Here is a 23,794-nt window from a genome sequence, read left to right as displayed (position 1 = left end):
CAATCGGCGTTCGGTAGCGTGAACGAAGACCATCACTCCGACTCGGTCGGAGCAGACAGAAGGACACCTGTGGCAATCGACTCGACACTGCTCTCCATCCTCGCGTGCCCTGTGGACAAGGGCCCGCTCCTGCTCGTCGAGGACGAATTGCTCTACAACCCGCGACTGCGTCGCGCATATCCGATAGAGAACGGCATTCCGGTGTTGCTCGCCGACGATGCGCGCGATGTCGACGACGCCGAGCACGAGTCGATTCTGGCGCGCGCCACGTCCTAGACCACCTCGTTCATGGTGTCCGCCGACGCAATGTCGCTGCCGCACCGGTCAGCGCTGCCACGGTGAACATCACGACCACGGCGATGTCGGCCCCCATGCGCTTGGTTGCATCGGGGTGGACGGATATCTCCTGCAGGGCGTCCACCAGGTAGCTCAGCGGCAGAAGGTTGCTGACTGCACCGAGCCAACTCGGCATCTGATCGCGGGCCACCAGGAGCCCGCAGAGGAAGAGCTGCGGGATCACGACGACCGGCATGAACTGGACCGCTTGAAATTCGGTACGTGCGAAAGCGCTGCACAACAGCCCGATCGCCACTCCGAGCATCGCCCCGAGTACCGCGATCACCAGAACCCACCCGATCGAGCCTTCGATGTCGAGCCCGAGCAATCCGAATGCGAGTGCGCACGCGAGCAGCGCCTGCCCTACAGCGGCGAGCGAGAACGCCGAGCCGTAACTCGCAAGCAGGTCCATCTTGGACATCGGTGTGGTCAGCAGGCGTTCGAGTGTTCCCGTGCTGCGTTCACGCTGCATCGAGATCGACGTGAGCAGAAACATGACGACGAACGGCAGAATGCCGAGCATCGTGATCGCAATTCGATCGAACGACGATTGTTGGTTCGGCGGAGCCGGGACGTCTCGGTACAGGAAATACAGCAACACAATCAGTAGAGACGGCACGAGCAGGACCATGGCCACCGATCGGTGATCGGCTCTGAGCTGGCGCAGGATTCGACCCGTACCCGCTGCGTAGATTCGTGCGTTCACGATGTCTGTTCCGTGGATCTGATGAGCGAGAGGAATGCGCGGTCGAGGTTCGTTTCCTTCGTCCGCGCCAGTAGCGCTTCGGGGCTCGATCGGTCCAGGACGGCACCGTCGCGCATCAGTACGAGCTGGCTGCAGTGTTCTGCCTCCTCCATCACGTGGCTCGAGACCAGCACTGTCGTACCTACCGCTGCGATTGCGGCGAATCGTGACCACAGTTCCGAGCGAAGGACGGGATCCAACCCGACCGTCGGCTCGTCGAGGACGATGAGTTCGGGTTCGGCGACCAGCGCGCTGGCCAGGGAGACCCGGCTCAGTTGGCCACCGGAGAGCTCACCCGCCCGCGACGCCGCATGGTCGGTGAGTCCGACAGCCGCGATGGCGGACGCCACCTCGGAGTGGCGGCGACCGTAGAGCGACCCGAAGTACTGCACGTTCTCGCGAACGGTGAGGTCTCGGTACACGCTCGGTGCCTGCGTCACGTACCCGACGGTGCGGCGCAGGGAGGTGGAGCCGGCTGGGCATCCGAGCACTGTCACGGTTCCGCCGGCAACGATCTGCGTGCCGACGATGGCGCGCATCAACGTGGTCTTTCCGCAGCCCGATGGGCCGAGGAGGCCGGTGATGGCAGCCCGCGGAATCGTCAGGGACAGATTGTGCAGCACCGTTCGGTTGCCGCGGCGAACCGTCAACCCTGTGATCTCGACGGCATGTTGCCCGGTGAACGCCATGTCGGCCTCCAGACTTTCATCGATCGATGCAGTCATAGCCCCGTCGATGCCTCGAGGTCAAGGGTTCAGCATCATGGGACGGGTGAACGCTGCTGACTTGGAAATCGGAGAGCCGGACGACGCAGCCCGACGTGTCCTCGGGGCCACCGTCCATGCAGGCGCGGTGTCGGTACGCATCGTGGAGGTCGAGGCATACGGCGGTCCGGTCGACGGTCCGTGGCCCGATCCCGCTGCGCATTCTTTCCGTGGTCCGACACCCCGAAATGCCGTGATGTTCGGTCCGGCGGGTCGGCTGTACGTCTACCTGAGTTACGGCATGCACCTGTGCATGAACGTCAGTTGCGGGCCGGACGGGACGGCCGCTGCCGTCCTGCTTCGAGCCGGTCAGGTAGTTGCAGGTCACGACCTCGTCGACGGCAGGCGCGGTGGCGGAAAGTCGCGAACAGCGCGGGTCGAGGCCGGGTGGGCTCGAGGGCCCGGCAATCTCGGACGAGCACTCGGAGTGGGACTTGCCGACAACGGGACCGATCTGTTCGACGCGTCGTCACCGATCACCCTCGAGCTGCTCGAACATCCGCTGGGCGACGAGGCGTTGAAAGTCGGTCCACGCGTGGGTGTGAGCGTGGCAGCAGACAGACCGTGGCGTTTCTGGCTACCGGCCTCGCCTGCAGTGTCGAACTACCGGCGCAGTCCCCGCGCTCCCCAGCCCGGCTTGCGTGAGGGCTGAACGAGGCGGCGGCAAGTGCATGCGGGAAGATCGACGTCGTGAGCGAGAACATCATCGACGAATTGACCTGGCGCGGACTGATCGCGCAGTCCACCGACGTGGAAGCACTGAAGAAGGCCACCTCGGACGGGCCGATCACGTTGTACTCCGGTTTCGACCCGACCGGACCCTCGCTCCACGCCGGCCACCTCGTTCCGCTGCTCGCCTTGAAGCGGTTCCAGCGGGCCGGTCATCGGCCGATCATTCTGGCGGGCGGCGCAACCGGACTGATCGGTGATCCTCGCGATGTGGGGGAGCGGACCATGAACTCCCGTGAGGTGGTCACCGAATGGGCGTCGCGTATCCGGGGGCAGCTCGAACGGTTCGTAGACCTGGACGACGGCCCTACCGGTGGCGTGGTGGTCAACAACCTGTCCTGGACAGGGGAGCTGTCCACCATCGACTTCCTCCGAGACGTCGGCAAACACTTCTCGATCAACGTCATGCTCGCGCGGGAGACGGTCAAGACTCGGCTCGAGGGCGACGGCATGTCGTACACCGAGTTCAGCTACATGCTGTTGCAGGCCAACGACTACGTCCAGCTGCGCCGGGAGTACGGCTGCAGTCTGCAGATCGGTGGCTCGGATCAGTGGGGCAACATCATCGCCGGCGTGGAACTGAACCGTCGGCAGGACGCCGAACAGGTTCACGCGCTGACCGTTCCCCTGGTCACGTCGTCGGACGGCAAGAAGTTCGGTAAGTCCACCGGTGGTGGCAGTCTCTGGTTGGACCCCGAGATGACCAGCCCGTACGCCTGGTACCAGTACTTCGTGAACACCGGTGACGCCGATGTGGTCAAGTACCTGCGCTGGTTCACCTTCCTGTCCCAGGACGAACTGGCCGAATTGGAGACAGCAACCGAGGAGCGACCGCACGCGCGAGAAGCTCAGAAGCGACTGGCAGCAGAGATGACGACTCTGGTTCACGGCGAAGAGGCGACTCGCTCGGTCGAACTCGCCAGCCAAGCACTGTTCGGGCGGGCCGAGCTCACCGACCTCGACGAGAGCACTCTGGCAGCGGCGTTGCACGAGGCATCTGTGGCCGACATCGAGGTGGGTGCTCCGAACACGATCGTCGACCTCCTTGTCGCGACAGGGTTGAGCGAGAGCAAGGGTGCTGCGCGACGGGCGGTCAAAGAGGGCGGGGCAGCGGTGAACAACGTCAAGATCGCCGACGAGAACTGGACACCGTCGAGCGACGACCTCTTGCACGGACAATGGTTGGTGGTCCGGCGCGGGAAGCGGAACTTTGCGGGAGCACGCGTGGCTCGCTGAATCCAGGATCGGCCAGTGGCCGGAGTCACATTGATGTAATTTGGTTTGGACATCCGCTCGAGGGGCAATCCATCGAGCGCGACCAGGCTGTTCACACCGATTGTGTCCGAACGACCTGGGGATTTGACGCGTTGTTATCCGGGGCGTAACTTTGTCCAAGTCAGAGCGACACGGACGCCAGCCCAGACCGCAAGGCCTGAGCGAAGCGGACGCGCTCTACACAATCTGGTTCGGACACTACTTCAGTTGTGTCTTAACCGCGGATCGAAGGCCGGTTTGACTGAGCCTGAACATCCGATCTAAGCTGGAACGGTTGCCCCGGACACCGACGAGATCATCTCGGACGTGAATGGTGTGTGCGTGTTCTTTGAGAACTCAACAGTGTGTCGATGAATGTCAGTGCCGAATTTTATTTGGTGAAAGCATTCGATGTATCAGCCATCCGCTTGTGGTGGTTGTTGTCGGGTGTTGTTTGAAAATGCTAGTTGAGTTTTTTTGCTAGTGATTTGACTCTTTATGTTTATGACTGATTCGCAGTTTCGACTGTTGATCGAGAGTCTTTTACGGAGAGTTTGATCCTGGCTCAGGACGAACGCTGGCGGCGTGCTTAACACATGCAAGTCGAGCGGTAAGGCCTTTCGGGGTACACGAGCGGCGAACGGGTGAGTAACACGTGGGTGATCTGCCCTGCACTCTGGGATAAGCTTGGGAAACTGGGTCTAATACCGGATATGACCGCATGCTGCATGTTTTGTGGTGGAAAGATTTATCGGTGCAGGATGGGCCCGCGGCCTATCAGCTTGTTGGTGGGGTAATGGCCTACCAAGGCGACGACGGGTAGCCGACCTGAGAGGGTGACCGGCCACACTGGGACTGAGACACGGCCCAGACTCCTACGGGAGGCAGCAGTGGGGAATATTGCACAATGGGCGGAAGCCTGATGCAGCGACGCCGCGTGAGGGATGAAGGCCTTCGGGTTGTAAACCTCTTTCAGCAGGGACGAAGCGTGAGTGACGGTACCTGCAGAAGAAGCACCGGCTAACTACGTGCCAGCAGCCGCGGTAATACGTAGGGTGCGAGCGTTGTCCGGAATTACTGGGCGTAAAGAGTTCGTAGGCGGTTTGTCGCGTCGTTTGTGAAAACCCGGGGCTCAACTTCGGGCTTGCAGGCGATACGGGCAGACTTGAGTGTTTCAGGGGAGACTGGAATTCCTGGTGTAGCGGTGAAATGCGCAGATATCAGGAGGAACACCGGTGGCGAAGGCGGGTCTCTGGGAAACAACTGACGCTGAGGAACGAAAGCGTGGGTAGCAAACAGGATTAGATACCCTGGTAGTCCACGCCGTAAACGGTGGGCGCTAGGTGTGGGTTCCTTCCACGGGATCTGTGCCGTAGCTAACGCATTAAGCGCCCCGCCTGGGGAGTACGGCCGCAAGGCTAAAACTCAAAGGAATTGACGGGGGCCCGCACAAGCGGCGGAGCATGTGGATTAATTCGATGCAACGCGAAGAACCTTACCTGGGTTTGACATACACCGGAAAACCGTAGAGATACGGTCCCCCTTGTGGTCGGTGTACAGGTGGTGCATGGCTGTCGTCAGCTCGTGTCGTGAGATGTTGGGTTAAGTCCCGCAACGAGCGCAACCCTTGTCTTATGTTGCCAGCACGTAATGGTGGGGACTCGTAAGAGACTGCCGGGGTCAACTCGGAGGAAGGTGGGGACGACGTCAAGTCATCATGCCCCTTATGTCCAGGGCTTCACACATGCTACAATGGCCAGTACAGAGGGCTGCGAGACCGTGAGGTGGAGCGAATCCCTTAAAGCTGGTCTCAGTTCGGATCGGGGTCTGCAACTCGACCCCGTGAAGTCGGAGTCGCTAGTAATCGCAGATCAGCAACGCTGCGGTGAATACGTTCCCGGGCCTTGTACACACCGCCCGTCACGTCATGAAAGTCGGTAACACCCGAAGCCGGTGGCCTAACCCCTTACGGGGAGGGAGCCGTCGAAGGTGGGATCGGCGATTGGGACGAAGTCGTAACAAGGTAGCCGTACCGGAAGGTGCGGCTGGATCACCTCCTTTCTAAGGAGCCTCTTCGTGCGGATGCACTGCTGAACAGTCAGCAGACGATCCCACGACAGAAACCGTTTCGGATGCATACGTCATCCGGCGGTGCTCACGGGTGGAACACTGACAACCAGTTCCTGTAGAACGCGAAACCATGTTTCGCCGGCAGGGACTATATCGATGCACTGTTGGGTCCTGAGAGAACACGCGAAAGCATGTTTCTTTCTAGGCAAGACATATACAAGCGGGAGATTGCATTTACATCGCATGGTTCGGTTCTTTTCGGAGAGTCGGGCGGTGGCTGGTAGTGCAGTGAGTCTTCCGAGTGTGTGTTGTTTGAGAATTGCACAGTGGACGCGAGCATCTTTGTTGTAAGTAATGAAGAGCGTACGGTGGATGCCTTGGCACCAGGAGCCGATGAAGGACGTAGGAGGCTGCGATAAGCCTCGGGGAGCTGTCAACCGAGCTGTGATCCGAGGGTGTCCGAATGGGGAAACCCAGCACGAGTGATGTCGTGTTACCCGCATCTGAATATATAGGGTGTGTGGAGGGAACGTGGGGAAGTGAAACATCTCAGTACCCACAGGAAGAGAAAACAATAGTGATTCCGTGAGTAGTGGCGAGCGAAAGCGGATGAGGCCAAACTTTGTGCGTGTGATACCCGGCAGGGGTTGCGTATGGAGGGTTGTGGGGTTTGCATTGTCGATTCTGCCGGATCGGCCGACAGTGAGAAATTGTGGTGTTAGTCGAAGTGGTCTGGAACGGCCTGTCGTAGAGGGTGAGAGTCCCGTAGACGAAAACATTGCAACTGTCGTTGTGGATACCCAAGTAGCAGCGGGCCCGTGAAATCTGCTGTGAATCTGTCGGGACCACCCGATAAGCCTGAATACTCCCTGGTGACCGATAGCGGACTAGTACCGTGAGGGAAAGGTGAAAAGTACCCCGGGAGGGGAGTGAAATAGTACCTGAAACCGTGCGCTTACAATCCGTCAAAGCCGTCGAACAGTTTACTGTTGGTGGTGATGGCGTGCCTTTTGAAGAATGAGCCTGCGAGTTAGTGGCATGTCGCGAGGTTAACCCGTGTGGGGTAGCCGTAGCGAAAGCGAGTCCGAATAGGGCGTATCCACCTTGTGTGGTGTAGTGGCGTGTTCTAGACCCGAAGCGGAGTGATCTACCCATGGCCAGGTTGAAGCGACGGTAAGACGTCGTGGAGGACCGAACCCACTTAGGTTGAAAACTGAGGGGATGAGTTGTGGGTAGGGGTGAAAGGCCAATCAAACTCCGTGATAGCTGGTTCTCCCCGAAATGCATTTAGGTGCAGCGTCACGTGTTTCTCACCGGAGGTAGAGCTACTGGATGGTCTAGGGGGCCTACAAGCTTACCGAAATCAGCCAAACTCCGAATGCCGGTGAGTGAGAGCGTGGCAGTGAGACTGCGGGCGATAAGGTTCGTAGTCGAGAGGGAAACAGCCCAGATCGCCAGCTAAGGTCCCTAAGCGTGTACTAAGTGGAAAAGGATGTGGGGTCGCGAAGACAACCAGGAGGTTGGCTTAGAAGCAGCCACCCTTGAAAGAGTGCGTAATAGCTCACTGGTCAAGTGATCCTGCGCCGACAATGTAGCGGGGCTCAAGTACACCACCGAAGCTGCGGCACTCACACAATAGCCCGCTTCATGTTTGCGGGTGTTTGTGCAGGTGTGTGGGTGGGTAGGGGAGCGTCGTGCAGCCATGGAAGCATCGGAGTGATCCAGGTGTGGAGGCTGCGCGAGTGAGAATGCAGGCATGAGTAGCGAAAGACGAGTGAGAAACTCGTCCGCCGAATGACCAAGGGTTCCTGGGCCAGGTTAATCCGCCCAGGGTGAGTCGGGACCTAAGACGAGGCCGACAGGCGTAGCCGATGGACAACGGGTTGATATTCCCGTACCCGTGTAACCGCGCCCATGGTGAATCAGTGACACTAACCACCCTGAATCCATATGACCGATCTCTTTCGAGAGTGAGGCGTGTGGTGGATGCGTGGGACCTGATCTGGTAGTAGCCAAGCGATGGGGTGACGCAGGAAGGTAGCTGGGCCAGTCAGTGGTTGTACTGGTGTAAGCCTGTAGGGCGAACGGTAGGCAAATCCGCCGTTCATCAAGCCTGAGAGGTGATGCGTAGCCGATTGAGGCGAATTCAGTGATCCTATGCTGCCGAGAAAAGCCTCTAGTGAGTTGTTACACGGCCCGTACCCCAAACCGACACAGGTGGTCAGGTAGAGAATACTAAGGCGATCGAGATAACTATGGTTAAGGAACTCGGCAAAATGCCCCCGTAACTTCGGGAGAAGGGGGGCCCCTGCCGGTGATCACTCTTGCAGTGTGAGCTGGTGTGGGCCGCAGAGACCAGTGAGAAGCGACTGTTTACTAAAAACACAGGTCCGTGCGAAGTCGTAAGACGATGTATACGGACTGACGCCTGCCCGGTGCTGGAAGGTTAAGAGGACCGGTTAGCCAGTAATGGCGAAGCTGAGAATTTAAGCCCCAGTAAACGGCGGTGGTAACTATAACCATCCTAAGGTAGCGAAATTCCTTGTCGGGTAAGTTCCGACCTGCACGAATGGCGTAACGACTTCTCAGCTGTCTCAACCATAGACTCGGCGAAATTGCATTACGAGTAAAGATGCTCGTTACGCGCGGCAGGACGAAAAGACCCCGGGACCTTCACTACAGCTTGGTATTGGTGTTCGGTTCGGTTTGTGTAGGATAGGTGGGAGACTGTGAAGCGGTGACGCCAGTTACTGTGGAGTCGTTGTTGAAATACCACTCTGATCGTATTGGATACCTCAACCTCGGACCATGATCTGGTTCAGGGACAGTGCCTGGTGGGTAGTTTAACTGGGGCGGTTGCCTCCTAAAATGTAACGGAGGCGCCCAAAGGTTCCCTCAGCCTGGTTGGCAATCAGGTGTTGAGTGCAAGTGCACAAGGGAGCTTGACTGTGAGACTGACAAGTCGAGCAGGGACGAAAGTCGGGACTAGTGATCCGGCACCGGCAAGTGGAAGCGGTGTCGCTCAACGGATAAAAGGTACCCCGGGGATAACAGGCTGATCTTCCCCAAGAGTCCATATCGACGGGATGGTTTGGCACCTCGATGTCGGCTCGTCGCATCCTGGGGCTGGAGTAGGTCCCAAGGGTTGGGCTGTTCGCCCATTAAAGCGGCACGCGAGCTGGGTTTAGAACGTCGTGAGACAGTTCGGTCTCTATCCGCCGCGCGCGTAAGAAACTTGAGGAAGGCTGTCCCTAGTACGAGAGGACCGGGACGGACGAACCTCTGGTGTGCCAGTTGTTCCACCAGGAGCACCGCTGGTTGGCTACGTTCGGAAGGGATAACCGCTGAAAGCATCTAAGCGGGAAGCCTGTTCCAAGATGAGGTTTCTCACCCCCTCGAGGGGGTAAGGCCCCCGGCAGACCACCGGGTTGATAGGCCAGAACTGGAAGTACAGCAATGTATGCAGGTGACTGGTACTAATAGGCCGAGGACTTACCACAAAGAAGCTACGCGTCCACTGTGCAATATCTGAAACAACACACGAGTAGTTGTTCAGTAACACAACCGAATACAGGTCCAAGAACGAAACACCACCCCCGACAGTATGTGGGGGATGTGTTCTCCGACTGAGACCGCTCGTGACACTGTTTCGCAGAGTTACGGCGGCCATAGCGGAGGGGAAACGCCCGGTCCCATTCCGAACCCGGAAGCTAAGCCCTCCAGCGCCGATGGTACTGCACTCGACAGGGTGTGGGAGAGTAGGACACCGCCGAACACCCGTTGTAAGAAGGGGACCCACTTGGTGGGTCCCCTTTTTGCGTTTGTACCCGAAAATCCGAAAGGACGCCCGTGTCGGAAGACAACAACGATCGTCGCCCCTCCCGAGCAGACGGTGGCAATCGCCCCAACGAGTCCCGAGATCGCAACCCCCGCGCTCAGGACCGTCGCGCCGACCCGCGTCGTTCGGACGGTCCTCCCCGCAGGCGTGGTGGGGAAGGTGGGTTCTCCGGCGATCGCCGCGGAAACAGCGCATCGTCCGACCGTCGACCCCCGCGGCCAGACGAGCCGGATCTGCCCGACGAGGTCGAAGCCGGCCAGCTCGAGCCGGCAGTGCGCCGGGATCTGCTGAGCTTGGACAAGAACAATGCCACTGCTGTGGCGCGTCACCTCGTGATGACCAGCCGCCTGCTCGACGACGACCCGCAGTTGGCGCTGCTGCACGCGCGCGCTGCTCGTCAGCGGGCCGGCCGCATTGCCGTCGTACGCGAGACGGCCGGTATCGCGGCATATCACGCGGGTGAATGGGCGGAGGCTCTGTCGGAACTGCGGGCGGCACGTCGAATGGCCGGCGGCCCCGGCCTCATCGCGGTCATGGCCGACTGCGAACGCGGACTCGGGCGCCCCGAGCGGGCCATCGAACTCGGTCGCAGCGACGAAGCGCGGGAACTGACCGGTGAAGAGGCGTCGGAACTCCGGATCGTCGTCGCCGGCGCTCGTATGGATCTCAATCAGTACGACCAGGCCGTCGTCACCCTCCAGACTCCCGATCTCGACGCGTCCCGGTCGGGTACGGCTGCGGCTCGTCTGTTCTACGTCTACGCCGATGCGCTCGTTGCTGCCGGTCGCGTCGACGAAGGTGTGAAGTGGTTCCTCAACGCTGCCGCGGCGGATGTCGATGGAGAAACCGACGCAGAAGAGCGGGTCGAGGAGTTGTCCGGGGGCAGTCGGTGACATTACTGCGCGACGCCCACGACGTTCTGCTGCTCGACCTCGACGGCACCGTCTACGCCGGCAAGGAACCCATTCCGGGTGCAGTGGAGGCGCTTTCGGGTGGTTCCGAGAAGCAGTTCTTCGTCACCAACAATGCCAGTCGCGCACCGAGCGATGTCGCCGAACACCTCCGCGAACTCGGTTTCGACACCACAGCGGAATTTGTCGTCACCAGTTCCGAAGCAGCAGCCCGAGTACTCGCGGACAGACTCGATCCTGGCTCACGCGTCCTCGTCGTCGGTACCGACGCTTTGGCGACCGAGATCGAGAAGGTGGGATTGACGCCGGTGCGCTCTGCTGACGACCAGCCGGTTGCGGTGGTTCAGGGACATTCGGTCGATACAGGGTGGCCCATGTTGGCCGAGGCGGTACTGGCTGTGCGTGCGGGCGCGCTGTGGGTCGCGACCAACGTCGATGCGACTCTTCCGACCGAGCGCGGCCTCGTTCTCGGCAACGGTTCGATGGTGGCAGCAGTGCGCAATGCCACCGACGTCGAGCCCATCGTTGCAGGCAAGCCCGCGGCTCCCATCATGCGTGACGCCGTCGAGCGAAGTGGTGCCAAGTCGGCGCTCGTGGTCGGGGACCGGCTCGATACCGATATAGCAGGCGCGAACGAAGCTGCCCTCCCGTCGCTGTTGGTCCTGACGGGTGTCAGTACCGCTGCAGAGTTGCTTCGTGCTCCGAAGCACCTGCGTCCCACTCACATCGGTAGTGATCTCGGGGTTCTGAACAAGGACGAGTCGGCGTCGAGGGTAGCCGGTAAGGATGGCTGGACGGTCGGCATCGACGACGAGGTCCTGTCCGTGCGGTTCGAGGGTGCTGCCGAGATGGATGCCTTCGAGGGTCTGCTCGCCGTCCTCGATATTGCGTGGTCGGGTTCGGAATTCTCGGACGTTCGCTTCGACGGGGATGGACTCGCCGATCTGCGCTCGTTGTTGAGTTGTTGACACGGGTTCGTGCAGTCGGCCGCGAGCGGGCGTTGGTCGGACCCATCCGATAGCGTGAGAGGTGATGAGCGCGTCGATTCCACTTCCAGGACAACACCGGCCGAACGCGGCCGGCGAACAGTCGTCCGCAGATCCGGACAGCATCAGGGCCGAGGTGTCGTCGCTGCTCGCGCAGCTCACCATCGGGTCGGAGGCAGGCCTCGACTCGGAGGCCGTCGATTCCGACGCCCTGGCGCGTGATGCGAGTGTGCTGGACCGGGCCCACGAAGTGCTGGTTCGGGCCTTGACGACCGTCGACAAGACCTGACGTGGCCCGTCGCGCACGTGTCGACGCAGAACTGGTCCGTCGTGGATTGGCCAGATCTCGTGAACACGCCTCCGAACTCATCGAAGCAGGCCGGGTGAAGATTGCCGGAACCGTGGCTTCGAAGCCCGCTACCGCCGTCGAGCCGGGCACTCCGCTGTTGGTGGCCGAGGAAGACAACGAAATCAGCTGGGCGTCTCGCGGCGCGCACAAACTGCTCGGTGCCCTCGACGCGTTCGAGCCACTGGGTCTGACCGTCGAGAACGCGCGGTGTCTCGACGCCGGTGCCTCCACGGGAGGTTTCACCGACGTTCTGCTCAGTCGCGGTGTGCGTGAGGTCGTTGCGGTCGACGTGGGTTACGGCCAGCTCGTGTGGCGACTGCAATCCGACGAACGCGTGCACGTCATCGATCGCACAAATGTGCGTTCGATAGATGCCGACACGATCGGGGGCCCTGTCGACGTCATCGTGGCAGACCTGTCGTTCATCTCTTTGAAGCTCGTTCTTCCCGCTTTCGTAGCGTGCTCCACGTCGGGTACCGACATGGTGTTGATGGTCAAGCCTCAATTCGAGGTCGGCAAGGACCGCGTCGGTTCCGGCGGCGTCGTGCGTGACCCGGCGCTGCGGGCGGAGGCCGTCGAGGACGTCGCGAATGCCGCGCTTGCGTCGAACCTGCGAGTCGAGGCGGTCGCCGCAAGCCCACTGCCGGGCCCTTCGGGCAACGTCGAGTACTTTTTGTGGCTGAAGGCGGGCGCAGGTGACGGTTCGCCGCGTACCGATATGGACGTCACCGAGTTGGTCCGTCACGCGATCGAGGAAGGACCACAGTGACTCCGTCCCATGCAGCACCGACACAGGAGTCCGTTCGGGAGATTCTTCTCGTCGCACACCCCGGTCGGCCCGACATCGCCGAGACGGCGCGCCGAGTGGGCAAAGTGTTCGACGAAGCAGGCATCTGCCTGCGGGTTCTCGTCGACGAAGTGGAACCGTCCAAGATCGAGGCATCGGACACCGAGGAACACGACCATGTGTTCGTGGCGGACATGAGGCTCAACGTCGTCGAGTTCGGTCCCGATGCGGCCGCCGGGTGCGAGATGGTTCTGGTTCTCGGTGGTGACGGAACGTTCCTGCGAGCGGCCGAGCTCGCGCAGGCGGCCGACATCCCGGTTCTCGGTATCAACCTCGGCCACGTGGGGTTTCTCGCCGAGGCGGAGGCCGACCATCTCGAGGACGCGCTGGCGCGGGTGATGGCCGGCGACTATCGCATCGAACAGCGGATGACGTTGGACATTGCCATCCGTGTAGGCGACCAGGTCGTCGAGCGTGGGTGGGCCCTGAACGAGGCGAGCATCGAGAACGGTTCCAGGCTCGGGGTCCTCGAGGTCGTTCTCGAAGTGGACGGGCGTCCGGTCTCCGCGTTCGGCTGCGACGGAGTGCTCGTGTCGACACCCACGGGGTCGACGGCGTATGCGTTCTCTGCAGGCGGGCCGGTGGTGTGGCCGGAACTCGAAGCCATACTGGTCATTCCGAGCAACGCCCATGCCCTCTTCGCGCGTCCGCTCGTCACCAGCCCCGAGTCGATCATCGCCGTCGAGATCGATGCCGGCGGACACGATGGTTTCGTGTTCTGCGACGGCCGCCGCACATTGGGGTTGCCGGCGGGAGCACGCGTCGAGGTCGTACGGGGAGCATCGCCCATCAAGTGGGTTCGCCTGGATTCGGCACCGTTCGCCGATCGCATGGTCAAGAAATTCGAACTGCCCGTGACCGGGTGGCGGGGGAGAGCGAGGTAGGGATGCTCGAAGAGATTCGGATCGACAGCCTCGGAGTCATCTCCGGTGCGAGCGCACAATTTCACGAGGGGTTGACGGTTCTCACCGGCGAGACCGGGGCCGGCAAGACGATGGTGGTCACCAGCTTGCATCTGCTGTCGGGTGCACGCGCCGATGCAGGCCGGGTGCGGCTCGGTGCCCAAAGGGCCGTGGTCGAGGGTCGATTCAGCACCGACACCGCCTCGGAACAGGTGATCGAGGATGTCGAGAAGGTGCTCGAATCCTCGGGAGGTCAACGCGACGAAGACAATTCGATCATCGCCGTGCGAACGGTCAATTCGGACGGCCGCTCACGTGCACATCTGGGTGGACGAAGCGTCCCCGCATCGGTGCTGTCGAACTTCACCGATTCGCTTCTGACAGTGCACGGCCAGAACGATCAGTTGCGGCTGCTGCGCCCCGATCAGCAACTCGGTGCACTCGACAGATTCGCCGGTGATTCGGTTGCCTCTCTGGTGGCGAAGTATCGCGCCGCCCGTAAGACGTGGCTCGACGCACGCAACGAATTGATCGACCGCACCGAACGCAGCCGTGAATTGGCTCAGGAAGCGGACCGGCTGCAGTTCGGCCTGCAGGAGATCGACTCCCTGGCACCGGAGCCGGGTGAGGATCGCTCCGTGGCCGAGGATGTGCGCAGGCTCGGCGACCTCGATTCGCTGCGGGAAACGGCCGAGGGTGCCGCCGCAGCCCTCGTCGGGAGTACCGAGGAGGCGTCGGACACCACGTCTGCGCTGTATCTGTTGGGCGAGGCACGATCGCGTCTCGAACACGCCGACGATGCTGCTCTCACAGAACTGCTGCCCCGGTTGAACGACGCGATGGCCGTCGTCGGCGACATCGGTGCCGATCTGACCTCGTATCTGTCGGACCTCCCGTCGGATCCAGGAGCTCTCGACACGATCCTGAACCGGCAGGCCGAGCTGAAGTCTTTGACGCGCAAGTACGCCGCCGACGTCGACGGTGTCATCGCGTGGGCCGAGGACGCTCGGGAACGTCTGTCTCGCATCGATACCTCTGCCGACGCGCTCGCGGAGCTGAGTGCGCGTGTCGAGTCGGCTGCTGTCGACGTCGCGGCGGCCGCGTCCAAGCTGAGCGCTGCCCGGTCGAAAGCGGCGACGAAGCTGTCCAAAGCCGTCAGCGTCGAGCTGGCCGGACTGGCGATGGGAAAAGCCAAGCTGCAGATAGATGTTCGATCGCTGCCGGCCGGACCGTCGGACACGGCACCGATCGTCGTCGACGGTACCGAGTTGCATGCGGGTAGTACCGGGGTCGACGAGGTCGAGTTCCGGTTGTCCGCGCACGACGGAGCCCAGGCGTTGCCGATCAGCAAGAGCGCCTCGGGCGGTGAGCTGTCGCGGGTCATGTTAGCGCTCGAGGTGGTGCTGGCGGGCTCGGACAAGGGAGCGACAATGGTGTTCGACGAGGTCGACGCCGGAGTCGGTGGTCGGGCGGCGGTCGAGGTCGGTCGTCGGCTCGGTCGGCTGGCTCGTACTCATCAGGTCATCGTCGTCACCCACCTGCCGCAGGTGGCTGCGTTTGCGGACACGCATCTGGTGGTGGACAAGACCGACGTTAAGAAGGGGGCGGCGAACAGCGGAGTCCGGACGCTGTCGTCCTCGGAACGCGTCGTCGAACTCGCCCGGATGCTCGCTGGGCTCGACGACACCGAGACCGGTCGCGCACACGCCGAGGAGCTGTTGGCCACCGCAAACGCGGATCGAGCTGCCCTGTAACTTTTGGTGCTGATGTGATCAGTGTGGTAGTTGTTTCGGCGCGCCTCCATGGCCGGGCGTGTCGATCGGGTCATCATGGTGGGCATGAAGATGCCGGCACTGCTGTCACGTAGTCAGGATTCGCTGCCCGGAATCACCGGGATCGCGCGAGTCGATCGCAACACGGCCAAGCTGCTCAAGCGGGTCGGCCCCGGCGACATCGTCGTTCTGGACGAGCTCGATCTGGACCGGTTGACCGCAGATGCGCTCGTCGAGGCCGGGGTGCTCGCGGTCGTCAACGCGTCGCCGTCGATCTCCGGCCGCTATCCCAACCTCGGCCCCGAGGTCATCGTCGCCAACGGGATCACCTTGATCGACTCGGCCGGCACCGAGATCTTCAAGAAGATCAAGGACGGCACCAAGATCCGGCTCAACGACGGTGGCGTCTACACCGGCGATCGCCGCCTCGCCAAGGGTGAGGAGCAGAGCGAAGCCGAGATCTCGGACAAGATGATCGAGGCCAAGACCGGGCTGGTCGACCATCTGGAAGCGTTCTCGGGCAACACGATCGAGTTCATTCGGACCGAGAGTCCGTTGCTGATCGACGGCGTCGGGGTACCGGACATCGACATCGACCTCAAGGGTCGTCACGTCGTGATCGTTGCCGACGGGCCGGGGCACGCGGAGGACCTGAAGAATCTGAAGCCGTTCATCAAGGAGTACTCGCCCGTCATCATCGGCGTCGGTGCGGGCGCGGACACAGCGATGAAAGCGGGACACCGCCCGGATCTGATCGTCGGCGATCCTGAGGACGTCACGGCGCAGACACTCAAATGTGGTGCAGAAGTGGTACTTCCGGCCGATTCGGACGGACACGCGCAAGGTCTCGAACGCATCCAGGATCTCGGCATCGGTGCCATGACCTTCCCGGCGGCCGGTGCTGCTGCGGACCTCGCACTGCTGTTGGCCGACCACCACGGTGCGTCGCTGATCGTGTCGGTCGGTAGCCCGGCCAGCCTGGACGAATTCTTCGATCGCGGACGACGCAACACCAACCCGGCCGCGTTCATGACGCGTCTGAAGGTCGGTGCCAAGCTGGTCGACGCCAAGGCGGTGGCCACGCTGTACCGAAGCCGCGTGTCGGGCGGTGCAATTGCCCTGCTCATTCTCGCTGCGCTCGTTGCGGTGATCGTGGCGTTGGCCGTCTCCAACATCGGCGGCGAATCCTTGGATTGGGCGATCGATCTGTGGAACCGATTCGCACTGTGGTTCCAGGGGTTGCTTTCGTGATTTCGCTTCGCCAACATGCCATTTCGCTGGCTGCCGTGTTCGTTGCGTTGGCCATCGGCATCGTCCTCGGCTCGGGTCTGCTGTCCAGCGGACTGGTCTCGGGTCTGCGAGACGACAAGACGGGTCTCGAGAATCAGGTCGACGATCTGCAGTCGACCAACAATCAGCTCGGCGAGCAGCTGAACTCGGCCGACGGTTTCGATGCGGCGGTCTCGGGTCGAGTACTTCGGGACACCCTCGTCGATCGCAGTGTCGTGGTCATCACCACGCCCGATGCAGATCCCGGCGATGTCGACGGCGTCACGCGTTCGATCGGAGCGTCCGGTGCCACGGTCACGGGCCGGGTGTCGCTGACGGATTCGTTCGTGTCCGCGGCGAACGGCGACGATCTGCGCACCCGACTGACCAACGTCATTCCGGCCGGTGTGCAGTTGCGTACCGGGGCGGTCGACCAAGGAAGTCTGGCGGGCGACCTGCTGGGTTCGGTGTTGCTGCTCAATGCACAGACGGCGCAGCCGCAATCGACCCCCGAGGAGCTGTCTCTCGCGCTCGAGACGTTGCGTAGCGGCGGGTTCATCGCTTACGACAACGGTGCGGTCGCGCCGGCGCAGTTGGCCGTGGTGGTCACCGGTTCGGGTGCCTCGGATGTCGAGGACGGCAACCGCGGTGCCATCGTCGCTCGCTTCGCAGGAGTTCTCGATTCACGCGGAGCAGGTGCGGTACTGGCAGGTCGTTCCGGTGCGGCCGAGGGCAACGGCTCGATCGCGGTAGTGCGAGCCGACTCGGCGTTGTCGTCTGCGCTCAGCACGGTGGACAACGTGGATCGTGAAGCAGGCCGAATCACCACAGTTCTCGCCCTGGCGGAGCAACTGGACGGTGCGTCGGGCCGCTACGGCACCGGAGCGAACGCGAACGCCGTCACCGTGGGAGCGCCGGTGAGCTGATCGGCTCTCGCGTCGAATACGCGTGTCGTTGGCGGTGAGGTACGTACTGGTGTTACCGTGAAGTCCCGTGGGTAGCAGGCCCAATTTCCACGCTTTACCTCTCTTATCAGCCCCCTGATAGGAGCAAGCCCTGCAGACTCGTCACGGGAGCCTCATTGTCACGCCTTCAGTCGCGTTCCGACACCAAGCACATCTTCGTCAGCGGAGGCGTCGCGTCTTCGCTCGGAAAAGGTCTGACGGCGTCCAGCCTCGGCCAGCTACTGACCGCACGCGGCTTGCGCGTGACCATGCAGAAGCTCGATCCGTATCTCAACGTCGATCCCGGCACGATGAACCCGTTCCAGCACGGTGAAGTCTTCGTCACCGAGGACGGCTCGGAGACGGACCTCGACGTCGGCCATTACGAGCGCTTCCTCGACCGTGATCTGTCCGGATTCGCCAATGTGACCACCGGCCAGGTCTATTCGACGGTTATCGCCAAGGAGCGTCGCGGCGAGTACCTCGGCGACACCGTTCAGGTCATTCCGCACATCACCGACGAGATCAAACGTCGCATCCTGGCCATGAACGGTCCGGACTTGCAGGGCCATCAGCCGGACGTCGTCATCACCGAAATCGGCGGCACCGTCGGCGATATCGAATCGCAGCCGTTCCTCGAAGCGGCGCGGCAGGTCCGCCACGACGTCGGCCGCAACAACGTCTTCTTCCTGCACGTGTCGCTGGTTCCGTTCCTGGCACCGTCCGGTGAACTCAAGACCAAGCCCACCCAGCACTCCGTCGCAGCACTGCGCAGCATCGGCATTCAGCCCGACGCGTTGATCCTGCGGTGCGATCGCGACGTGCCGCCTGGGCTCAAGAACAAGATTGCGCTGATGTGCGACGTCGACGTCGACGGCTGCATCTCCACACCCGACGCCCCGTCGATCTACGACATCCCCAAGGTGCTGCACAAGGAAGGCCTCGACGCCTACGTCGTCCGGCAGCTCGGTCTGCCGTTCCGTGACGTCGACTGGACCATCTGGGGCGGACTGCTCGAGCGCGTCCACCAGCCCCGCGAAACCGTGCGCGTCGGCCTCGTCGGCAAGTACGTCGACCTGCCCGACGCCTACCTCTCGGTCACCGAGGCGCTGCGTGCCGGTGGATTCGCTCATCGCGCCAAGGTCGAGATCAAGTGGGTTCCGTCCGACGAGTGCTCGACGCCTGCGGGGGCTCAGGCTGCGTTGGGTGATGTCGATGCCGTGCTCATTCCCGGCGGATTCGGCATTCGCGGTATCGAGGGCAAGCTCGGTGCCATCGAGTTCGCTCGTACCCGCAAGATTCCACTGTTGGGGTTGTGCCTCGGTTTGCAGTGCGTCGTCATCGAGGCGGCTCGTTCGGTCGGCCTGACCGATGCCAATTCCGCCGAGTTCGATCCGGACACTAAGGACCCGGTGATCTCCACCATGGCCGATCAGGAAGACGCCGTCGCCGGTGACGCCGACCTCGGGGGCACGATGCGCCTCGGTGCCTATCCCGCGACACTGCAGAAGGGTTCGGTCGTCGCTGCGTCGTACGGCACCGAGAACGTCTCGGAGCGTCACCGTCACCGCTACGAGGTCAACAATGTCTACCGCGATCGAATTGCCAAGAGCGGCTTGGTCTTCAGCGGCACGTCCCCGGACGGTCATCTGGTCGAGTTCGTGGAGTTGCCGGCATCGGTGCACCCGTTCTTCGTTGCTACCCAGGCGCATCCGGAGCTCAAGAGCCGGCCGACCCGTCCGCATCCGCTGTTCGCATCGCTGATCAACGCGGCACTGAAGTACAAGGCTGCCGAGCGGCTGCCGGTCGACATTCACGGTGACACCGCTGCGGCCGAGAAGTCGGACGCCGAGGCCGAGACCGTCGGATGAGCGAGAACTCCAGACACGAATTCACGACGCTCGGTTCGGAGGTTCCGTACTCCGGCGCAATCCTCGCGCTGCGGCTCGATCAGGTGGCGATGCCGAACGGGCGTCGCGCCGAGCGAGAAGTGATCGAGCATCACGGCGCCGTCGGCATTCTTGCCGTCGACGATCAGGACCGCGTGGCGATGATCGAGCAGTACCGGCACCCCATCGGGCGTCGTCTCTGGGAGCTGCCCGCGGGCCTGCTCGACGAGCCGGGGGAGGAGCCCGTGCTGGCGGCGCAGCGCGAACTGGCCGAGGAGACCGGTCTCGCGGCCGGGAAGTGGTCGGTGTTGGTGGACGTGTTGGCCTCGCCCGGATTCACCGACGAAGCCGTACGCATTTTCCTCGCCGAGGATCTGCGTGAGGTCGATCGCCCGGAGGCACACGACGAGGAGGCAGACATCGAGCTGTCCTTCGTGCCGATGGACGAGGCCGTCCGTCGTGCGTTGGCCGGGGAGATCGTCAACGCCTCGGCCGTGTCGGGAGTGCTCGCGTTGGCGGCAGCTCGTGCCACCGGCACCGAGTTGCGTCCGGCCGACGCCCCGTGGGCGGATCGACCCACGGCATTCGAGTCTCGGAAGAGTTCACGAAAGTAGCCACCGTGATCGGCGATCAGATTGCGACGTATCTCGATCATCTGGTGGTCGAGCGCGGTTCGGCACCGAACACGGTGTCGTCGTACCGTCGCGATCTGGTGCGGTACGAGCGGTTTCTGAGTGGGTACGGAATTTCCGATCTGGCCAAGGTGACCGAGAACGACATCACCGAGTTCGTGCTGTACCTCCGGCGCGGCGACGACGAATTCCCGGCTCTTGCAGCCAGTTCGGCGGCCCGGACGCTGATCGCCGTGCGTGGTCTGCACCGCTTTGCCCTGGCAGAGGGCATGGTGGAGCGCAACGTCGCGAGCGAGGTGAAGCCGCCGCAGCCGGCCAAACGACTACCGAAGTCGCTGCCCGTCGACCAGGTCGTGGCGCTGCTGGAATCGGCGTCCATCGCCGGTCCCGATGCGCCGCGTGGGCTGCGAGATCGGGCACTGCTCGAACTGCTGTACTCCACCGGCGCGCGCATCTCCGAGGCCGTCGGTCTGGATGTGGACGACATCGACACCGAGGCTCGCTCGGTGCTCCTGCGCGGCAAAGGCGGGAAGCATCGAGTCGTCCCGGTGGGGAGGCCGGCCATCGAGGCGGTCGACGCATACCTCGTGCGCGGGCGGCCGGGGCTCGTCGCCCGCTCGAATCCGGCGCTGTTTCTCAATGTGCGCGGTGGTCGACTGTCGCGGCAGAGCGCCTGGCAAGTGCTGCAGGACTCCGCGCAGCGGGCCGGAATCACGGCCGGGGTTTCGCCGCACGTGCTCCGGCACTCGTTTGCGACGCACCTGCTCGACGGCGGTGCCGACGTCCGTGTCGTGCAAGAGTTGCTGGGCCACGCGTCGGTGACCACGACACAGATCTACACCCTCGTCACCGTCACGACGTTGCGTGAAGTGTGGGCGGGTGCGCACCCGCGAGCGCGCTAGCACGCGGTCGGCAATCGTGTGTCAGCGTGTCCGATGACAATGCCGTCGCGTCAAGCGGTAGCGTTTGCGTGAACTACTCGAAGACGAACGGGACAGGGGAGCGCTGGAACGTGTCGACACCGCAGCCGCCAGCGGCGGAGTCAGCCTCGGAACCGTCGTGGGGCGTGCAGCCCGCCGTCACCCCCGATACCGGCGAAACGCATCCGTCTCATCCGCACAGCGATGGCGCTCTTTTCCATACACGTCAACCGGAATCCAGTCGGGAGACACGCGACATCATTCCTGCTCCGAACGAGCTCGGGCCCACCGGTCGCAAGACGAGGCCGGTTCCCGATCCGCAGCCGCTGGCCAGTCACGGCCCGGCCAAGATCATCGCGATGTGCAACCAGAAGGGCGGCGTCGGCAAGACGACGTCGACCATCAATCTCGGTGCCTCGCTGGCCGGTTACGGCCGTCGCGTGCTGCTCGTCGACCTCGACCCGCAGGGCGCACTGTCCGCGGGCTTGGGCGTCGCACATCACGAACTCGATCTGACGGTCTACAACCTCCTCGTGGAGGCGAAGGTGTCGGCCGACGACATCATCATGCGGACTCGCGTCGACAATCTCGATCTGATGCCGAGCAACATCGATCTTTCTGCCGCCGAGATCCAGCTGGTCACCGAGGTGGGGCGTGAGCAAACGCTCGGACGGGTACTGCACCCCATTCTCGACCGCTACGACTACGTGCTCATCGACTGCCAGCCCTCGCTCGGCCTGCTGACGGTCAATGCGCTGACCTGTGCCGACGAGGTCCTCATTCCGATGGAGTGCGAGTACTTCAGTCTGCGCGGTCTGGCTCTCCTCAACGACACCGTCGAGAAGGTGCGCGATCGGCTGAACCCGCGACTGAAGTTGGCCGGCATTGTGGTGACGATGTTCGACGCCCGGACGCTGCACTCGCGCGAGGTGATGACGCGGGTGGTCGAGGTGTTCGGCGACGTCGTCTACGACACCGTGATCACTCGCACGGTCCGGTTCCCCGAGACCAGCGTTGCCGGTGAGCCGATCACCACCTGGGCTCCCAAATCCGGCGGCGCGCAGGCGTACCGCGCTCTTGCGCGCGAGGTGATCTACCGGTCGGGTCCGTGACGGTCGACGCTGCCGACGAGGCCCCGATCGAGGTTCCCGCCGACGCGGACCCCTCGAAATTTCGGGTTCGGTTGCTCAACTTCGAGGGCCCGTTCGATCTGCTGCTGTCGCTGATCAGTCAGCACCGCATGGATGTCACCGAGGTGGCGCTGCACACCGTCACCGACGATTTCATCTCGTTCACCAAGTCGCTCGGTGCCGATGTCGGACTCGATCAGACAACGGAGTTCCTCGTCGTCGCGGCGACGTTGCTCGATCTGAAGGCGGCTCGTCTGCTGCCGTCGGGTGATGTGGAGGACGCCGAGGATCTCGCGTTGCTCGAGGTGCGCGATCTCCTGTTCGCCCGGTTGCTGCAGTACCGCGCCTACAAGCAAGTCGCGCTGCTGTTCGGTGAGCTGGAAGCCGCTGCGCTGCGGCGTTATCCGCGCTCGGTGTCGGTGGAAGATCGATTCGCCGATCTGATTCCCGAGGTGTTGCTGGGGGTCGATCCGGCCAGGTTCGCAGACATCGCGGCAGCAGCGTTTCGGCCCAAGCCGATCCCGCAAGTGGGTCTGGACCACATTCACCAGCATGCGGTCTCGATTCCCGAGCAGGCAGAGTGGTTGCTCGAGAACCTGCAGCGCCGGGGACTCAACGAGTGGGCATCGTTCTCGGAGCTGGTCCAGGACTGCGAAGTGCAGGTCGAAATAATCGCGCGCTTCCTCGCGTTGCTGGAACTGTTCCGGCAACAGGTGATCGCCTTCGAACAACCCGAACCACTCGGCGATCTTCGAGTGAGCTGGACCGGCAAGGACGAAGGACCCATCGTGGTCACGGAAGAGGACTACGCATGAATGCCGACCCGGAACTCGAGCTCGAGGATGTCGACGAGTCGGGCGAACTCGACGACGTCACGCTCGCGGCGGCACTCGAGGCGGTTCTGCTCATCGTCGATACTCCCGCCTCCGACGAACAACTGGCATCGGCTGTGGGCTCGTCAGTGGCCCGCGTACGCGCCGCCCTGAACCGGATGGCCGCGGAACTGACCGAACGTCGCAGCGGAATCGACCTCCGCTACGCCGGCGACGGGTGGCGTTTCTACACCCGAACCGCCTATGCGCCGTACGTCGAACGGCTGCTTCTCGACGGTGCTCGGTCCAAGCTCACACGTGCAGCATTGGAAACCCTGGCCGTGATCGCCTATCGTCAACCGTTGACCCGCGCACGAGTCAGCGCCGTACGTGGAGTCAATGTCGATGGAGTGATGCGTACGTTGCTCGCCCGTGGACTGATCTCCGAAGCAGGAACGGACCCGGAGACGAACGGCACGATGTACTGCACCACCGAGCTGTTGCTCGAACGGCTCGGGCTCGCATCGCTCGGTGATCTACCCGAACTGGCACCGCTGTTGCCGGGAGTGGACCTGATCGACGAGATCAGTGACAGCATGGACACCGACCCCAGAACGACCCGCTCCACCAAGAACCGCGGATCGAAACCCGATCCGGCAGCCGAGCTCGACTCGGACGACTGATAGGTAAGACAA

General features: G+C 62.5%; 19 protein-coding genes and 3 rRNA genes. 20 read left to right on the top strand and 2 right to left on the bottom strand.

What is annotated here, in order from left to right:
- Positions 1-69: 69 nt before the first annotated feature.
- Positions 70-276 (top strand): Trm112 family protein, encoded by a 207-nt coding sequence (locus K414_RS0118100; RefSeq protein WP_027497228.1) that lies wholly within the window; start codon positions 70-72, stop codon positions 274-276.
- Between the two features lie 10 nt (positions 277-286).
- Here K414_RS0118100 and K414_RS0118095 read toward each other — a convergent pair whose 3' ends face one another.
- A complete protein-coding gene (locus K414_RS0118095) occupies positions 287-1,042 on the bottom strand; it encodes an ABC transporter permease (protein WP_027497227.1) in 756 nt (251 codons plus the stop codon).
- Positions 1,039-1,806 (bottom strand): ABC transporter ATP-binding protein, encoded by a 768-nt coding sequence (locus tag K414_RS0118090; protein ID WP_230591926.1) that lies wholly within the window; start codon positions 1,804-1,806, stop codon positions 1,039-1,041. Before K414_RS0118090 ends, K414_RS0118095 begins: the two co-directional genes overlap by 4 nt.
- Positions 1,807-1,843: 37 nt before the next feature.
- On the opposite strand from K414_RS0118090, the gene K414_RS0118085 reads away from it, so the two are divergent.
- The 19 genes from K414_RS0118085 (at position 1,844) to scpB (ending at position 23,782) form a co-directional block, all read left to right on the top strand.
- Complete coding sequence (locus K414_RS0118085; protein ID WP_032365509.1) at positions 1,844-2,497, top strand: DNA-3-methyladenine glycosylase; 654 nt, start codon at positions 1,844-1,846, stop codon at positions 2,495-2,497.
- Between the two features lie 38 nt (positions 2,498-2,535).
- A complete protein-coding gene (gene tyrS / locus K414_RS0118080) occupies positions 2,536-3,810 on the top strand; it encodes a tyrosine--tRNA ligase (RefSeq protein ID WP_027497224.1) in 1,275 nt (424 codons plus the stop codon).
- 560 nt (positions 3,811-4,370) lie between these two features.
- Positions 4,371-5,889, top strand: a 16S ribosomal RNA gene (locus K414_RS0118075).
- Positions 5,890-6,243: 354 nt separating this feature from the next.
- Positions 6,244-9,398: ribosomal RNA gene (locus tag K414_RS0118070) — 23S ribosomal RNA — on the top strand.
- Between the two features lie 158 nt (positions 9,399-9,556).
- A 5S ribosomal RNA gene (gene rrf / locus K414_RS0118065) occupies positions 9,557-9,673 on the top strand.
- The 16S, 23S and 5S rRNA genes sit together here, the layout of an rRNA operon.
- Positions 9,674-9,747: 74 nt before the next feature.
- Positions 9,748-10,629 (top strand): hypothetical protein, encoded by an 882-nt coding sequence (locus tag K414_RS28630; protein ID WP_080729252.1) that lies wholly within the window; start codon positions 9,748-9,750, stop codon positions 10,627-10,629.
- Positions 10,626-11,615 (top strand): HAD-IIA family hydrolase, encoded by a 990-nt coding sequence (locus tag K414_RS0118055; protein WP_027497222.1) that lies wholly within the window; start codon positions 10,626-10,628, stop codon positions 11,613-11,615. Before K414_RS28630 ends, K414_RS0118055 begins: the two co-directional genes overlap by 4 nt.
- A 64-nt stretch (positions 11,616-11,679) precedes the next feature.
- Positions 11,680-11,922 carry a hypothetical protein gene (locus K414_RS0118050; RefSeq protein ID WP_027497221.1) on the top strand — a complete coding sequence of 81 codons (243 nt, stop codon included), beginning with the start codon at positions 11,680-11,682 and terminating at the stop codon, positions 11,920-11,922.
- 1 nt (position 11,923) lies between these two features.
- Positions 11,924-12,751 (top strand): TlyA family RNA methyltransferase, encoded by an 828-nt coding sequence (locus K414_RS0118045; RefSeq protein WP_027497220.1) that lies wholly within the window; start codon positions 11,924-11,926, stop codon positions 12,749-12,751.
- Entirely contained in the window at positions 12,748-13,713 is a 966-nt protein-coding gene (locus K414_RS0118040) for an NAD kinase (protein ID WP_027497219.1), read from the top strand. Before K414_RS0118045 ends, K414_RS0118040 begins: the two co-directional genes overlap by 4 nt.
- A 2-nt stretch (positions 13,714-13,715) precedes the next feature.
- Positions 13,716-15,485: a DNA repair protein RecN gene (gene recN / locus K414_RS0118035; RefSeq protein WP_027497218.1), complete on the top strand. Its 1,770-nt coding sequence runs from the start codon at positions 13,716-13,718 to the stop codon at positions 15,483-15,485.
- Between the two features lie 84 nt (positions 15,486-15,569).
- Positions 15,570-16,754, top strand: a complete 1,185-nt coding sequence (steA, locus tag K414_RS0118030) for a putative cytokinetic ring protein SteA (RefSeq protein WP_027497217.1) — start codon at positions 15,570-15,572, stop codon at positions 16,752-16,754.
- Positions 16,751-17,698 (top strand): copper transporter, encoded by a 948-nt coding sequence (locus K414_RS0118025; RefSeq protein ID WP_027497216.1) that lies wholly within the window; start codon positions 16,751-16,753, stop codon positions 17,696-17,698. Before steA ends, K414_RS0118025 begins: the two co-directional genes overlap by 4 nt.
- 155 nt (positions 17,699-17,853) lie before the next feature.
- Positions 17,854-19,587 (top strand): CTP synthase, encoded by a 1,734-nt coding sequence (locus K414_RS0118020; RefSeq protein ID WP_027497215.1) that lies wholly within the window; start codon positions 17,854-17,856, stop codon positions 19,585-19,587.
- Positions 19,584-20,219 (top strand): NUDIX hydrolase, encoded by a 636-nt coding sequence (locus tag K414_RS0118015; RefSeq protein WP_027497214.1) that lies wholly within the window; start codon positions 19,584-19,586, stop codon positions 20,217-20,219. The genes K414_RS0118020 and K414_RS0118015 overlap by 4 nt, the downstream gene beginning before the upstream one ends.
- A gap of 5 nt (positions 20,220-20,224) precedes the next feature.
- On the top strand, positions 20,225-21,139 hold the full coding sequence (xerD, locus tag K414_RS0118010; RefSeq protein WP_027497213.1) for a site-specific tyrosine recombinase XerD: 915 nt from the start codon (positions 20,225-20,227) through the stop codon (positions 21,137-21,139).
- A 110-nt stretch (positions 21,140-21,249) separates the two neighbouring features.
- Positions 21,250-22,269: a ParA family protein gene (locus K414_RS0118005; RefSeq protein ID WP_027497212.1), complete on the top strand. Its 1,020-nt coding sequence runs from the start codon at positions 21,250-21,252 to the stop codon at positions 22,267-22,269.
- On the top strand, positions 22,266-23,102 hold the full coding sequence (locus tag K414_RS0118000; protein WP_027497211.1) for a segregation/condensation protein A: 837 nt from the start codon (positions 22,266-22,268) through the stop codon (positions 23,100-23,102). Before K414_RS0118005 ends, K414_RS0118000 begins: the two co-directional genes overlap by 4 nt.
- Positions 23,099-23,782, top strand: coding sequence for an SMC-Scp complex subunit ScpB (gene scpB / locus K414_RS0117995; RefSeq protein WP_027497210.1), 684 nt, complete (start codon positions 23,099-23,101; stop codon positions 23,780-23,782). The genes K414_RS0118000 and scpB overlap by 4 nt, the downstream gene beginning before the upstream one ends.
- Positions 23,783-23,794 lie beyond the last annotated feature (12 nt).

The organism is Rhodococcus sp. JG-3 (genome assembly GCF_000482405.1).
GTDB classification, from domain to species: Bacteria; Actinomycetota; Actinomycetes; order Mycobacteriales; family Mycobacteriaceae; genus Rhodococcoides; species Rhodococcoides fascians.
This window is presented reverse-complemented; position numbering and strand designations above follow the sequence as displayed.

Excerpts from the sequence above, each read along its gene's own strand:
- steA (WP_027497217.1), top strand. The coding sequence starts at position 15,570 with ATGAAGATGCCGGCACTGCTGTCACGTAGTCAGGATTCGCTGCCCGGA.
- K414_RS0118085 (WP_032365509.1), top strand. The coding sequence starts at position 1,844 with ATGGGACGGGTGAACGCTGCTGACTTGGAAATCGGAGAGCCGGACGAC.
- recN (WP_027497218.1), top strand. The coding sequence starts at position 13,716 with ATGCTCGAAGAGATTCGGATCGACAGCCTCGGAGTCATCTCCGGTGCG.
- K414_RS0118050 (WP_027497221.1), top strand. The coding sequence starts at position 11,680 with ATGAGCGCGTCGATTCCACTTCCAGGACAACACCGGCCGAACGCGGCC.
- scpB (WP_027497210.1), top strand. The coding sequence starts at position 23,099 with ATGAATGCCGACCCGGAACTCGAGCTCGAGGATGTCGACGAGTCGGGC.
- K414_RS0118015 (WP_027497214.1), top strand. The coding sequence starts at position 19,584 with ATGAGCGAGAACTCCAGACACGAATTCACGACGCTCGGTTCGGAGGTT.
- K414_RS0118090 (WP_230591926.1), bottom strand. The coding sequence starts at position 1,806 with ATGACTGCATCGATCGATGAAAGTCTGGAGGCCGACATGGCGTTCACC.